This is a genomic window from Bacteroides eggerthii (genome assembly GCF_025146565.1).
GTDB classification, from domain to species: Bacteria; Bacteroidota; Bacteroidia; order Bacteroidales; family Bacteroidaceae; genus Bacteroides; species Bacteroides eggerthii.
On record NZ_CP102258.1, the window covers coordinates 3,219,539 to 3,235,575 of the forward strand.

Annotated in this window: 7 protein-coding genes; all 7 read right to left on the reverse strand. The window is 37.8% G+C overall.

The genetic code is table 11. The features are described 5' to 3' along the window. Positions 1 to 2: 2 nt before the first annotated feature. Positions 3 to 1,403 (reverse strand): sialate O-acetylesterase, encoded by a 1,401-nt coding sequence (locus NQ546_RS13325; RefSeq protein ID WP_004290602.1) that lies wholly within the window; start codon positions 1,401 to 1,403, stop codon positions 3 to 5. Then, positions 1,400 to 2,704 carry a glycoside hydrolase family 71/99-like protein gene (locus NQ546_RS13330; RefSeq protein WP_004290601.1) on the reverse strand — a complete coding sequence of 435 codons (1,305 nt, stop codon included), beginning with the start codon at positions 2,702 to 2,704 and terminating at the stop codon, positions 1,400 to 1,402. Before NQ546_RS13330 ends, NQ546_RS13325 begins: the two co-directional genes overlap by 4 nt. A 169-nt stretch (positions 2,705 to 2,873) precedes the next feature. Next, positions 2,874 to 5,714, reverse strand: coding sequence for a glycosyl hydrolase family 28-related protein (locus tag NQ546_RS13335; RefSeq protein ID WP_004290600.1), 2,841 nt, complete (start codon positions 5,712 to 5,714; stop codon positions 2,874 to 2,876). A gap of 29 nt (positions 5,715 to 5,743) precedes the next feature. Then, positions 5,744 to 9,112, reverse strand: a complete 3,369-nt coding sequence (locus NQ546_RS13340) for a PA14 domain-containing protein (RefSeq protein ID WP_004290599.1) — start codon at positions 9,110 to 9,112, stop codon at positions 5,744 to 5,746. 246 nt (positions 9,113 to 9,358) lie between these two features. Then, positions 9,359 to 13,051: a glycoside hydrolase family 2 protein gene (locus NQ546_RS13345; RefSeq protein WP_004290598.1), complete on the reverse strand. Its 3,693-nt coding sequence runs from the start codon at positions 13,049 to 13,051 to the stop codon at positions 9,359 to 9,361. A gap of 184 nt (positions 13,052 to 13,235) precedes the next feature. Then, positions 13,236 to 13,973 (reverse strand): DUF3823 domain-containing protein, encoded by a 738-nt coding sequence (locus NQ546_RS13350; protein ID WP_004290597.1) that lies wholly within the window; start codon positions 13,971 to 13,973, stop codon positions 13,236 to 13,238. Between the two features lie 17 nt (positions 13,974 to 13,990). Next, positions 13,991 to 16,036, reverse strand: coding sequence for a RagB/SusD family nutrient uptake outer membrane protein (locus tag NQ546_RS13355; RefSeq protein WP_004290596.1), 2,046 nt, complete (start codon positions 16,034 to 16,036; stop codon positions 13,991 to 13,993). Position 16,037 lies beyond the last annotated feature (1 nt).

A 16,037-nucleotide genomic window follows, 5' to 3' on the forward strand; every position in this document is an offset into this window, starting at 1 on the left:
TATTACCAATTATCAGTTCTAAAAGAAGACGCCGGAAGACCAGACATATTAAAAAGGCAACCTTCCACATAATCTTTAAAAGCATAACGTACCGCAACTGGATGCTTGACTTCCGGATTCGAAACTACAACAGTCTGCGCACCTTCACCCAAACGCGCATCAGCTGGATGAAATATCCTGTCCTCACCTGCTATTTCAAACCCTGTAAACGGCCTACGGAAAGTTGTTAATCCTTTACCTATTTCATCGAATGATAGAATAATTTTATTCCCTTCCACCTTCATAGATCTATATAACGGCCCGGTTACAGGAAATCCTTTTTTACCATAAGTGCGTCCCAAAGCCAAATAAGCAAATCTATTTCCAACAGTTTCTTTTTCCATAGGATGTATGGTGTGAGCGTCACCTACATCAGTCAATACAATCATTCCCGAAGAAGGTATATATCTTAGACATTTCATTTGTGCTTCACGCAGAAATGCAGAATTCTTCCCTTTTTCCTCACCTTTATTATAATTGAAAGGAGCAATCTGGGCATAATAAAAAGGGAACTCTCCTATTTTCCACTGCCTACGCCAATCATTCACCAATGCAGGAAATAATTGAGTATATAAATCAGGGGCATCTATATTTGCCTCTCCCTGATACCACAAACACCCCCGGATACCATATCCTATCACCGGGCTCAACATTCCATTATAAAGAATAGAGCCGTTACGTACCTCTTGCAAATCTTTATAAGGTTCAATACTTTCTTTACTCATCCAAGCTTCTACTCGCGAGCCGCCATAACTAGCATGAATAATCCCCACAGGCACACCAAGTACCGAATTTAATTTACATGCAAAAAAGTACCCGACAGCAGTGAAATCGGGAACAGTTTCAGAAGAAGCCTCCTGCCATCTTCCTTCACAATCAGCCAAGGGTATAGAGTCCATCTTACCATCCACCGTAAACATACGTATTTGAGAATTTCGAGAAGTAACAATCGCATCCAATGAACCAATCACCGGTTCATCATAACGCCCTCCCATTCGCATGTCCATATTAGACTGACCGGAACAAAGCCATACTTCACCAATCAATATATTACTTAAACGTACCGTTTCACCATCACTCACTTCTATATTATAAGGGCCACCATAAACTGGTGTCTCCAACTTCATTTTCCACCTTCCTAAATCATCGGAAACTGTCGTATATTCTTTATTACTCCACGAAGGTTTTACAGTTATTCTCTGTTTTTTTCTATCACTACTGCCCCAAATGGCAACCAAGTTTTGTTGTTGCAACACCATACCGTCCGAAAAGAGAGATGGCATAGTAATACGTGCTTGTATTTTCCCCGTCAATAATAAAAACGACACAAGCAAAGTTATAATAGAACAAAGCCGTTTCATCATTTATTCCTTATAGGCATTTTAAAAGTCAATGGAATCTCTTTTCTGAGCATACGAGCAGCTTCACCTGTCAACCATAGATAATGATCTGAAGGTTGCCCATCCATATCTATAAACTTAGCTACATCACTAACCGGATAATCACCTGTACACTTAAATATAGCAGTGCCTTCATCTACTTCGTCAAACATTGCAACATAAATCATTTCAGCACCTGCCAGCATTGCGGTCGAAAGTTGCTGCCAATAAAAGCGACCACCCTGTCGTGGAATACTCCCAACAGGTTTCACGTCATCCGGGAATTCTAATTTACTAAGATTATGCCAGCTAAAACCAGGAGTTACCGCCGGTACATAATCTATCCCATTTTCTTTACACCAACAAAGGTCACCAATTATCAGATCACGAAAACGATCCATATCATTATGTAAAAGAGGAGAAAAACGCTGAATAGTCCATGGCAAAACTATATCCGCTTTTTTGATCATTACATGCAAGTAAGAATCATTGATACAGTCAGACTCCAAATTACGCCAAAACGTAGGAACGCCCAACATTACTGTACAACCGCCATACACAGAATCGTTTTGCAAAAAATCAATCAAACGATCCAAACCAATATTTCTAATATTGTAAGGACGATCGGGAAATCCTACTCCCCATATAGCTACCACAGGTTTCCCATTATGATGCAGATAAGTTTTCTTTCCCGCCTGATTAGTTACTTTTTGATTATCTACCAGCCTTTTCCAATCTTCTATAATTGAAGAACAATCTTCACCGGATTTTTTCAGTCCAGACAAATCATACATAACTGCAATAGCACGATTATACTTTGAGGCAGCATCTAAAGCATTTGCCAAAATACGATTAGGGACTGAGTTTTGTTGGTTCCCACGAGTATAATCAAAAAAACGTTGCACAAATACTCCATCTACTCCATATTCTTTCATCCATTTAAAGTGTAGATCAACAGTCGATTTATCCGCAGAACTGAATACATATGCTTTTCTTCCATCGGCATGTTTAAAAGAAGTTTCATAGATCCTTTCATATTCACTTACATCAGGCCACACATCAATGGTACAATGGTTTTCATCAAATTGTTTTCCAGTTCCGTAATGACCATATCCTTGGCCGGTTCCATCTTGCGGTCCACGAAACCAACCTTGATACCCTGCCATTATCAAACCTTTATAACTAGGATAAGATGTTTCTAAAGAATGTTTAGTACCTGCATATGACAATAAGCTCATACCAAGTATCCCTAATGTAACAAACAGTTTATTCTTCATATTCTTCATTATATATATTTTTTATACATTATCTATCATGCTCAAATAAGATTTCCTATCGCAAAAATAAATTCTCAAGATTAAGCTTTTAGCCTTATTACGCTTATTTAGAGATTAATTTTTCAATTAAAATAGACATTCACTCTTTTTTGAGATATAAATATTTTCATTAGACATCTTACCTTTTATCAGAACCGCAAAGGATTCCCTTTCCTTCCTTATCAAACCTAAATCCAGAGATATAATAATTATTGGTTAATTCTATCAAATTTCCATACATTCCCAACCTTGCATATCCATTTAAGGTAACAGTATCTGGTATCTCTTGAGCAAAATAAGAAGTGTATACATGCGCTCTCCCTCCCCTTACATCTACTCCATACGTGCCCGAACGTGAAAAGTTAGCTTGTTGAAATGACACTATGCCACTATTTATGATAGCTCCAAATACAGGACTCCCCCAAAATGCACTATTATACAATATTAGTTTAGCATCAGGATGAACTTTGCTTGTATTCATCTCTTTTCCCATAAGTACATATGATCTAACAGGTTCATTGGGAATTTTCGTATTAACCAGTTCGGAATTGACCGCAATTATTTTTGTGTCTTTGTCAGCATCTTCTACAAATAAAGAATATGTACATCCATCTGATCCATGTCCTATCATAGTCATTTTACCAGGATATTTACCCGTTATCTCATCTTTCAAAAAGTGTATTCCATAAACCGAACCGTAAACAAAATTATTAAAGATCGTTTGATTTTTGACATCCGCAAATTTAAGAGCACTACAATTGGACTGCACAAAGCGCATCATAGCCACTCTCGGATAACCTTGTCCACCTTCTGGCAGTCTTGAGCCATAATGGGGATTAAACTGCATGTTGCGGATAAAGCCTCCTTCCGCTCCACCACCAACCCAAATGCCCGCTCTCAAAGGTACACCACCTAAATAATCAACATAATGCCCACTAGTATCATATGAAGCTAAATCTATCCCTTTATCGCCTATCGCTATAGTTACATTAATAACATATACTTTAGGCCCCTGCCCCTGTATCAAAAACGGGGTTTTTCTTGGGCTTTCAGCACTATATTCTCCGGATATAATGTTGAGCTGCGCTAATGTAATACCTCTAATACCCGCATTAGTCTCAAGTTGTATGAGAGAAGGAGCATTTTCTCCTGCATCCCCACCATCATAATTGGTAAATATAGCAGTACCACCATTTTGTGTATGATGTTGTACGTCCCATGAACCTCTCAATTCCACTCCAGAAGGGATTTTTATAGGTTTGTCCACCAAATATCTGCCAGCTGGCAAATAAAGTGTACCTCCTCCCGAAGCCTTTAAAGCATCAAGTGCAGACTGTAATTCGCTTGATATATCCTTCACAGGCCGCTGATTATTAAATCCTGTTGCCCTTGAAAAATCTGCTTTCAACACTTGGTTTGATACAGGTCTCGGATGAGCAATAATATTAGTTTTTAGCCCTTTGGGAATCGGTTCAAATGCATATTTTTTATCAGTAATAATCTCTATTTTTGCATCATTGCTATGATTATTAATTTTTAGTCGCTGCTTATGCCCAGAGTTTACAGATTTCAATGTACGCATATTCATGCCAAGATACACATGCTTATCATCATTTTCAAAATGACACTGAGATAATAGTACATTGCCATTATTTATTTTAAGTGCATAGTCACTATATTTACCAAAAAGACAGCTTTCAAACGATATAACTCCATCGCTGCCATCACTAACGATAGGCCCACTAAATTCTACTCCATTAAACTGCGTAGAAGTACTGAAATCTTTATAGAAATATACAGCATTACCACCTTTAGCAGCTCCGAATGAAGAATTGGATATAAGTATTCCATATGGGTTAACATCTTCTACATAAAGTCCATTTTCGCAATTATCTACATGAACCTCATACAATTGTGCATTAGGCGCATCTGCAAAGCCGGGTTCGCGCCCAATCCAAATTCCTGTTTTATAACCTGAAATGTGTAAATAAGAGATATATTCCCAGTCCGACCGATGCATCTGAAACCCTACACTGTTAGCTTTTGTATATGCTGTTAATTCTGCAAGAGTTGGTGCTCCCAGAAGGCCTGATTTAGCCCAATATTCAGGACTTATGCTGACATTTTCAATACGCCCAATATCAGTACATACATGTACTTCAATGCCTTTATTAAGGGCCGTTATGTAGCTATCCAATACATAATGTAACTCACTTGGCGCAGAATTGAAACCGTTGTAGGAATTTACGAGAGTAACATGCTCTATCGTTGCACAATTTCCCTGAGTTTGAAACAATGTCCATGGATATGGTTTCACATCATTAATGTTCTGTTCAGGATACCAGATAGAAAGGTTAGTCACCCCTGTTCCCGCGTTCATTTCAATAAACCTATCAGCAATACTTGTGTAGGTAGTACGAAGTGCATTCCCAGCTTGGCTATCATTCCACCAGCTTTTCACACTTCCGTCATAGTTTGGTGCATTCTTCCCTACACGTACTTCAAGTATGGTTCCAAGGACCATCCCATTATTGGATTCTGGAGCTGCCCAATCACCACGAAGCTGTACACCTGGATGAAGACGCAAAACATACTCATAGTTAAAGTCTTTCTTATTCTCCGAAGTCCCTTGACGTACTCTGACACTCTTAATCCCTATTTGTGTGCTATGAAATTCGTAATTTCCGGCAGGTATGTATACTACTCCTCCCCCACTTTCATAAGCAGCATCAATAGCAGCCTGAAAAGCAGCTCTATTATCAAAACCAGGTTCAGCTTTAGCACCGAACATCGGATCTGTTACTACGAAATCGGATATCACCCAATCCTTTGTCGAATAAACTGTTTTAATACTGTGCTGTAATGTCTGTTGCTTTTTTATTTGTGCATCAGCAGTCTCAACAGAAAATAAGGCCATCAGAAATATTACAAATATAATTTCTGATTTAACAAATATGTTATCTACATTTCTCTTATTCATTGTGCTGTTTAAATAGTTCTAATTCATAATTAATGATTGTTCAAAGCATATTTGATATAATTACACAATATTTTCCTAGCCATCTCTGCGGGCCCCGATGGATTATCCAAATTATCTACAATGTCTAGTGAGGAAAAAATAATCTTACCTTTCCCGCAAGGAATAATTCCCACAGCAGTACCTAGTTCAAACGGAGTACTTCGATAGGATCCAACCACTAATTCTTCTCCTCGTATACGAAAGCCGAATCGCTGATCACCATTTCTTACTACTGCCTGATAAGGCCAATTCAAAGCATTATTGACCGGCATGCCAGCAAATAATGGATGTTCTTTTACAAAATGAATACCGCCTATCCAGTTTTTACCTACATTATAATAACCGTCATATTCTACATTTGTATATTCAGCTACCGCTTTCATCCAAGTTTCAGTACAATCAAGTAAAATTAAAGTAGTCCCATCATGTTTAACTCGTTCTAATAATTTCCATGGAGTGATAGTAGTTGCACTTGGTCGGGACCATTTTAGTTGTATATAACCTGATTGGTGAGTCTGACGATATACCACCCGAATTTTTATCGGTTTCCCTGCCTCCATAATAACAGGCCTATCTTGCTTCATAGGAACAGCATTAAAATATTCATCAATCAGCTGTTTATCATCAACGTACATACGCACCCCTCGATCAGTCTCAACTCCAAGCAGGTATTGTCCTGATTCAGGTGGACATATATACCCCTCCCAAATTACTGAGAACGGCTGATTGGCAGGTATGGATTCATCTGGTTGGGCCCCTGCTACAAAGTTATGGTCCAATTTCATATCCGGTTTCACAGAAGCTATAATGTTCATATCCGGTTCATTATACCAAGTCGCCTTTAAAGTAGTAATTCCATCTTTACCCTTAAAATAATCTGAAGGAATAACAACCGGTTCATCCAAAGAGGAACGATTCACAACAAGCCAATCTAATCTTTCCATATCAGGAGTAAAAGCAGGAAGTTCTTTCCCGACAGTTGCCTTGTAGAAAGCTGCAACCTTATCATTATTATTCCCATAATAAGCTCCATTACCAGCTAAATCATTTGTTTCCCAATTCACAGCTATCACCTCATCATACCCATGAGCACGTACTTGTTGGCCATTCGCTTTTATATCTGCCGATATACGATAAGTACCCTCATTATTATTTATCGGAATCTTTACATTCTCCAATAAAAGTTGCCCAAAAGTCTCCCCTCCCTTAAGAGCTACATTTTCACTCCGTTTATAAACAACTTTTCCATTAGGAGCAATCATCTTTATTTCAAGAATGTAATTGCCTTTTAAGTTTACCTCGTTTACAATGTAAAAGTCTACTGTTGCAATACCTGGAAGCTTTACAACCTGATTACGCGATGCAACGGCCACATACAACTGTTGATTGTAATACGCCAATCTTGAAATATCTCCTTTGGGATTACGATAAATATCCACAATACCCGAATGATTGTCATAGGGCATCGCTTCCCAACCATTCACCATATAGGCATCACCCAAGTTCTGCATCCTCATTCCTTCAATTCTCCTTCCCTGATGTTCATATGAAACATTAGCCATCAAACGTGTTAAAGAATCAAGGGTCTCAAAATATGGTTCTAATTCTTTCTCCTGAAAATAATCGATAAAAGCCTTATACTGTTTTTGCCAAAAAAGACCATCCCATCCTGTTCTATCAGAACTTTTTATATTTTCATTTATCAACTGAATACGAGGAGGAGTCGAAATAGCTCCTTCCTCACCTCTCAAATAAACTTCTGTACGATTATCTGTATACATAAGATTACTCTTTGGTCCTTTATAATAGCTTTCTAACCAAGTCTCCGGACCTCCGGCACGGTGATTGTCAAACCAACCTTTTCGATATACAGCAGTATCAAATGGTAACATATGTGCTTTGGAATCTTCTTCCTCATTTTCACTATTTGCCCACCCAGAAGTAAACGTCATAATCCTACTAGGATCTACTGCATGGGCCTCACGCATATCATTCATGCGTTTTGCTACAAGTTCTTTATCTTTCGATAAACGTCCTCCAAACTCATTAATCAAATTAAAGATTACCAAACTCGGGTGGCTGCGATCGCGATAAACCATACGCTTTAACTTTTCATTCACAATAGTACGTATAAATGGATCATGATTAGCCGAATGGAATGAGCCCGGCTCCTCATAATAAAGCAGCCCTAGCTCATCCGCCTTTTCAAGTACGACAGGACTACCTATAGAACGATGAAAATTCAGCATATTCAGACCCAGTTTCTTGGCTGTAAGCACCTGTTTTTCAGCCATCTCAGGTGTAGCCACTAAACCCGTAACAGGAAAATAGCCCCAGCTAATTGCACTTTTCAACATCATACGACGTCCGTTTAAACGAAACACCGCATTCTTTCCTACTCCATCTACATTAAACCAACGAAAGCCGAAGTTTTTCATATCTTCATCAAGTACGTTTTTACCCTGCTTTATTCGCACACGACAAGTGTATAATTCAGGGGAAGAGAGTTCCCACAACTTAGCATCGGGAACATTTACAGGAATTATCACCTCATGGTTTCCTGAAGATAAAGAAAGCTTTCTCATGGTTTGCTTAAATACTACCTTATCGGGATTCTTTTTCTCACAGACTTGCAATTCAATATCCTGTCGTACGCTAAAAGACATCTTATTAGTTATAGACAATATAGCGTTCACTTTAGTGACTTCAGGAGTGTTCTGCATATAAATATCCGAAATAAAAATAGGATTTAAACTTTCCAGCTTTACTCTCCCAATAATTCCACTAAAACTTCTTCCCGGAGGAACATTATACTTTCCCCATTTCAATATATCAAAATCCTGCCAATGAAAATTACCTCCAGGATTAGTAACACGTACTGCTAATAAATGCTCAACTCCCAGTTTAACCTCATCAGTAATATCTATATGAAAAGGAGTTTCACCTATCAGATCGTACCCCACAAGTTTACCATCAAGATAGACTTCTGCACGCATTCTGACAGATTCAAAGTAAATAATAAAATGTTTGTTTTTCTGGGTAACAGGTAATGTAATCTTGCGATACCACCAACTAACCCCTCGAAAATCTTCAGGGCGAGGAGTATCAGAAACTGTGAGATATTCCTCCACCGTACCAGGTATATTTACAGCAACCGCATCAGGATTATTTTCCAGAACCTGCCATCCACCGGTAGGAGGGTTTACAGGCAATAAAGACAAATCAGTCACCTCATGTGGAAGGTAAAGGCGATCATTCTGCCAACTCGCTTCTTTATCAAGCCACAACGACCAACCACCTCCCGTCAATAAGATTGTGTGCCTTCCTTCCTTTGCATATCCCTGGAGAAAGGTAAACATAGAGAAAAAACAAAATATAGATAAATACTTCAGCATAGATATTAGTATAAAAGGGTGTTTCATCTAGTCTATTTTTTTCCTGAATTCTAGATTTCAGCAAGTCCGTTACCTATTCCAACGGTGACAAGTCTTGGCTTTGTAGATTCATTTTGTACTGTGGTCTTTATAACCACAGTGCAAAATGATACCAGAGACTTCCGAATTATAGTACTTGACTATATCAATCTCTAAAAACAATGTTAACTATCACTTTAATAAATCATTTATCATATTTACCAACAATCTGCCTGCAATAGGATCAGTATCAGCTTTTTCCGTACACATGGTAGAAACAGTGGCTAATCCTTTTCCATCCTTTATTTGCAACAAAGTGAGTCCTCTCATTGAATCAATTTTACGAATACGGTCTTCCGGTTTTCCACCATCAATATAGGCATGTATCTTCATCTGTCCCGCCAATTCTATCAAGTTCTCATTACGGTTTACTTTTAAGGTCGCATTACAAGCTAATGGAATTTCTCTTTTATTATTGTTAAAATATCTCAACTCCAACACATCAATTTCATCAAATACCGAAGCATCATTACGTTCCATATTCACTATATCTCCTTCTGTCGGAATAATCCAATTCGTTATATACTCTGGATAAATGTTTTTGGCCACTTCTTTACTATTCAGTAAAAGCAACCGACCTCCTTTGAACTGATAAGAGCGAAGCATCTCTTTTTCTTCATCTGTACATTCCTTCAAACCAGAAATAATGCAGAGAGTAGCCTTTTGCTTAGAGTCGACCAATTCTTTCACAGAGGAAACTGTTTTATACTTAATCTGTAAAAAATCAAATTTAGATTTCATTCCATCTTTATCCAATAAAACGATTTCTTTATCTTCTGATATTTGGCTTATATTCCATGTTTTACGGGCTAATACCAAATGATATTCATTTTCTGATACTGGTATACCATCTTCTGTCAACTTCAATACTAATTTAGCATTAACCTTGTTAGCTGGCAGATTAACAGGCAATTGAATATTCGGTTCAATATAGCGACGTCCATAATGCTTTACCTCTGGAACCTTTTCACTACCCCAAGCCATCTTCTCTCCTGTCTCATCCTGAATCTCCCAACGCAGCAAAGAAGTTTTCAAATCTTTACCATCTTCACGATCATTTACAACATAAATGCGAGTAGTTAATTTATCACCTCCATAAAGATTACGTCCCCACAATTCTGCACTAACCAAGACTGGTTGCAAAGCACGTTTTAAAGCGTAATATGTAGGATACGGATCTATATTTTGATAATCATATACCTGACGGAACCAAGTAAGTAATGCAAAATGCAAAATTCCAGATCCCTGGTCATTAGAACGACGAAGTGTCTCAGCCAATTCGCCTGTTATAAAGGATTGTACTGTAAGAAAATATTTAGGATCAGAGAAATCGTAACATTCATATCCAATTAACGATTGTGGATTCTGGTGAATTAATTGATAAGAACGTGTAGGATGTCCTGTCTCGTTATTTGGATACCCTGTTGACATTTCTTGGCTAATGAGCGGACGATCCGGCATCTTATATCTCTTCTGAAACTCACCGTTAAAGAAACGGAATATAGAAAAATCATACCAATTATAGTATCCATGCATATCATCAATATCGCCATCATCTATGCTATTCATAAAGTCAGTACCAAATTTTTCATCTTTACCTTTAGCCTGATAATTGGAATCAAAACAAATAGGACGCGTAGGATCTATACGGCGCATTTCTTTCACTACATCTGAAATTACACGATACTTTTCTTTTGCACGTTCCAAATCATTGTCATTATCATAAAACTTCATTTCATTGTTTACAGTCCAGAAAAGTAATGACGGATGATTGCGATATTTCTTTAACAGACGTAAAAATTCTTCCTTCCACATCTCAATAAGTTTAGCATCAGGTAAAGGAGTGGAATGAATCATCAGCCAAGGCCATGTTCCTTCAAAACTAACACCAATTCCATTTTTATCCGCTGCTCTCATCCAAAGTTTATTCCATGGAGTAGTATGTGTGCGAGTTACATCCATATTACCAGCCTTCATTAATTGCATAAAAGTATTGGCCAAATTCAAGTCATTTGGAGCTAAAGCAAATGGTATATGATTACCACCACGTAACCAATAGCGATTACCATTTAGAAAAAACAGCCCTTCTTTCACTTCAAAAGTACGAAAGCCTGAAGTCTCTGTCATACAATCCAGTTCAACTCCTTTATGAGCAACCAAACGGAAACGGAAATCATACAAATTAGGATGATGAGGAGTCCAAAGACGTGGTTTTAAACCAGCCACACTATAAGTGAATATCTTTTCCTCATTGGCCTTTAATACTAATTTAGGCAAAGAAAGAGCTGTATAAAATGTTGCACCTGTTTCTTTATCTATAATATCTGTATAAAGATCAAACTGTTTCTTTTTGGTATCATGGTTTTTCACTGTCAAATCAAAAGTAGCTCCCTCCAAGGTTGGCTTAATAAAGACATCCTTTACCTTTACCGGATTAGTAATAGAAAGCTTAACTGGCTGCCATATACCTGCAGGATCAGCACCATAAAACCCATGTGCTATATCTTTCAGAATATTATCATTCTTCATTGTTACTTTTCCACCTTCCTGCTCACTTTCACGTACGGAAGAATAGAAAAAATCAATAGCTGCACTACTTGCCTCAGAAGAATTGCCATCTACACGCCCCGTTACTTTCACTACAAGCAGATTTTTGCCAGGTTTCAATAAACGACTACCGTCTATTTGTATCTCACCGTACATGCCAATATGGGTTCCTGCTAACTCTCCGTTAATATAAATTTCAGCAATTTTTGATACCGCATCAAAAGTCAACGTCATAGTTTTACCTTCGACACTAGCAGGTAATTCTATCCACTGACGATACCAAGCTGCGTTTGTTTTTCTATAGTCAAAAGTATAACCTTCGCAACGTGCCGTTTCCTGCTGATAATATGTGTCAGACACTCCCTTAGGCTGATGTCCTGTTGGTGATGGCATTGTCTCGCCATGTAACCAGATACGAATCGGATTCCAAAAATTTGGTACTGACATAACATGCCAATTTTTATCATCCGTACCTAGTGCCACAGCATTTTCTTTATTATTCAATTCATACTCTGGCATAAAAAGCCAATTACCATCCAAAGAAATATCTGTACGGCTACCTTTGAGCTCGCCAACTTTCACAGCCGTATAAGTAGCCCTTTGTTGCTTACGCAGAGACTCTTTCTCTTGAGGTGTAACGACTTTTCCATACTCTGAGACAGCTACATCATTTAATGCGTTTTCTTCTAATGAAGTTACTACAAGATCATCGAATTCCGTTTCAATCCAACCACCTCCTAAAGTTACAGGACCAGAAGGAGCCAAATTACTATTCTTATCTACTATATCCATATGCGGTTTTTTTTCGTCATTTACAAAAACACGAATACGACTTCCGCATACTTCAACCTTTAATTTATACCACTGACCAGGCACAGGATGGAACCCTAGCGGGCGAACACCCAGAAACTCATCTGTGCCCATATATCCCATACGCATCAAATACAAGTCATCCTGTAATCCACCTTTTATACCAACCACATAACGGTCAAAACGATTATTAGCACGAAATCCAGCCCAAATTTGAACCTGTTCTGCATCTTTTGGAGCACGCGCCTTGAAAGACACCGCATAATTTTTCCATTCCGGATTTCCAAAACAAGCATAAGAACCTTTTGAACGAAACACACCATTCGTGACAGAACACTCTCCTCGCCCCACAATGTTCAGTGTTTCTTTTTGATTAGAAAAGTTATTCTTCCATTCAGACCGTTCATAACCAGATGCTGATGCTAAAAGGCAAGTGGCAGCCCCCAAAAACAGATATAATTTCTTCATGATATTAAAATAAATATTATTTTTTACAAATATGACCTTACTCCATTAATCAGGAGCGAAATAAATAGTTAATTCAAAATTAAAAAGTGATTAATTACCACAGATGACAAATCAACTAATAAAGAAGAAGGAAGGCACTTCCATGGGGATAAACACCTTCCTTCTTTCCTACCTACTTATTTTTTCATTTCAATTCTACATCTATTTTTTTTATATCAGTAAAATTATACTTTTTATAAGTATCATTACAGCAACCGCCAACTCTTACCCAATAAGAACTGGAATATTTAAGAGGAGCCTTCGCTTTCAAGTTGATAACTGTACCTTCTTGATCATTGGTAATCTTAACGGACCCTGGAGTATAATTGCCATCTGATTCCGTGCCACAATATTGCGTATGCGAAATATATAATTGAAGATTATTTACATCAGGCATAGTCATGCCTTCTTTTTCAATTCTCTTAAATTTCACAGAACAACATAAGAAATTGTTTTCATCCACATAAGGTTCATCTACCCACTCCAATTCCAGATAAGGGGTGACAGTAAAGTTACATTCCGTCATCTTACCATTTCTAAGTTCCACCGTTTCTCCCTCTGCATCATAAGGATAAAAAGCTCCTTCCAATGGAAGCATACGATAGGTTCCGGCAAACAGCTTTGAATTAGAGTAAGAACCATCTTGTCGCATGTTCAGATTCTGATTAGTTACCACCACTGACTCATCACCACCGGCATAACTCAATTCTGTAATCTGTATTTTCATACTACCCTGCCCCATAGCAGTTTGGAAGATCTTTCCATTGTGGTCAACAATCTGTCCATATACGCCAGCTTCCGGTGCATCATAATTATCCTTTTCACAAGACGAAAAGCTCAATACTAATGCAATAACTACTAACAAATTATATATCTTTCTCATATTATCTTGCTTTTTTATTAATACTGATTATTCTGTTCAAGCAATGGATTCGTCTTACGTTCATTATCAGGAATTTTATCATAATAATTTTTGGTAGCAAACGTTAAAGAATTATTAGCTCTTTCACAAACTCGAGTGTCAAAAATATACTTACCAACAGGGTTGCCAGCCTCATTCACTGTTGCGTCTTTAGCAAACAAGAATGGTGATAACATTCTACGACGATACTGATAGATTTGCTGATCAAAAGTAAACCACCGACGCAAATCCCAATACAACTTATGCTCAAACGCCAACTCTTTATAACGTTCTACTCGAACAATATGTAAACCTTCATTTGGAGCATAAACAAACGAATTAACCCCCTGTCCACGTTCTATTCCTTCACGCGACACATCAGACAATTCAGCTCGACTACCTAGCAAATCTGCACCTGCTCTTGAACGTATACTGTTAATGCATTCAAAAGCATCTTGCTGCAAGTTTACACCATCAATCTCAGTAACACCATTCTGATAGAGTTCCAAAGCTGCTTCAGCACGATTCAATAAAATTTCTGCATAACGAATATCAATCCAAGATTGCGTAGAGCTATGCAATTGTGTATCAGCAATTGTCCAATTCAAATTCAACCATTTACAACCATGAAAACCAGTCAGTGTACTGTTAGACCCACCATTTGCCGGACCATCCAAGCCTGCTTTATTTAGCTTTACACCGGTAGAGGTTTCATAAGGTTTCTGTTCTTTTGTATTTTCCGTTGTTGTCAACACATTATCTTTAAACCAAGCATTTGTCGTATAATTAAGAGTAGTCTGTCCGTCATCTGCTATAAATTTAGCAATGGGGGTTGCAGGATCTATCTCTTCTTTTATGATACCAGAACGGATATCCAATTCAACACCTTTGTACGTATGTCCAGGTAATAATATAGATCCCTTCAAACGCGGTTCAGAACCATCCAATAAACTTTTAATATCATCATATACTATATAATTACCATTATTATCTGTAGTCTTCAGACGACCAGTAGCAGGATCAAGAGGCAAACCATCAAACAATTCGACCCAATCTAACGTTACATTGTAACGATCACCATATGTGGTAGTCATACGAGGCGGACAATATACAGCATCAAAGCTATGTACATAATCATTCTTACTGTACTGACGGATAAATATAGATTCACTGCTATTGTCTGCATTCATAAAAATCTCACGAAAATTTGCTTCCAGATCCGAATTATTCTGATACAATTTATATCCTCCTTCTTCCACTATCAAAGAAGCTTTATAGGCTTGAGTGAAATAATCATTTGCCCTACTTTCCGGTACTCCACAAAGCATTTTGCCCGTCTCTGATCCTGTATAATTATATGTCTTCCCGTAACGTGCAACAGAACCTGCATATAAGGCAACACGTGATTTAAATGCAGCCGCTACATATTTATTATTGCCACGTCCGGCTACTTTATCTTTACCTAGATGTTCAATAGCATAATCCAAATCTTCCAGGATAAAATCAATACATTCTTCGTGGCTACTACGAGCTACCCACAATTCTTCCTCATTACCAGTCATATTCTGAGGCTCTTTCAAAATAGGAACACCACCATAACGCTTAACCATGGCAAAATATACATAGGCACGAACAAACCTTGCTTCTGCAATCCATGATTCAGCACCATCTAGTTTTCCAACATAAGCAGGAAGATTGTTAATCAATTCATTGGCTTGTCTAATGGTTTTATATCCCATACTCCAGTATCCTTTTTGAGGAGTATAAATACCTACATTATTACGATTGACCGTTTCACCGGTACTAATCATATCCCAAATAATGCAATTCCAATTAAAGAAACCATTATACTCACCATCATTTGACATGTTAAAGTCTTCCATTGGAAGCTGGCTGTACAAACCGGACATATAGGCAGTAATGCCACCTTCATTATAAATATCCTCTCCGGAAAGAATGTTTTTAGGAGGAATATCCAAATCCACACAACCGGCAAACATGCCGCTTAAAGCAGCACACATCAATATATTTCTCAATTTTCTCATA

Bases quoted from the DNA above. Each gene is read 5' to 3' on its own strand.
- NQ546_RS13345 (WP_004290598.1), bottom strand. From the start codon at position 13,051: ATGAAGAAATTATATCTGTTTTTGGGGGCTGCCACTTGCCTTTTAGCA.
- NQ546_RS13340 (WP_004290599.1), bottom strand. From the start codon at position 9,112: ATGTTTACCTTTCTCCAGGGATATGCAAAGGAAGGAAGGCACACAATC.
- NQ546_RS13355 (WP_004290596.1), bottom strand. From the start codon at position 16,036: ATGAGAAAATTGAGAAATATATTGATGTGTGCTGCTTTAAGCGGCATG.
- NQ546_RS13350 (WP_004290597.1), bottom strand. From the start codon at position 13,973: ATGAGAAAGATATATAATTTGTTAGTAGTTATTGCATTAGTATTGAGC.
- NQ546_RS13335 (WP_004290600.1), bottom strand. From the start codon at position 5,714: ATGAATAAGAGAAATGTAGATAACATATTTGTTAAATCAGAAATTATA.
- NQ546_RS13325 (WP_004290602.1), bottom strand. From the start codon at position 1,403: ATGATGAAACGGCTTTGTTCTATTATAACTTTGCTTGTGTCGTTTTTA.
- NQ546_RS13330 (WP_004290601.1), bottom strand. From the start codon at position 2,704: ATGAAGAATATGAAGAATAAACTGTTTGTTACATTAGGGATACTTGGT.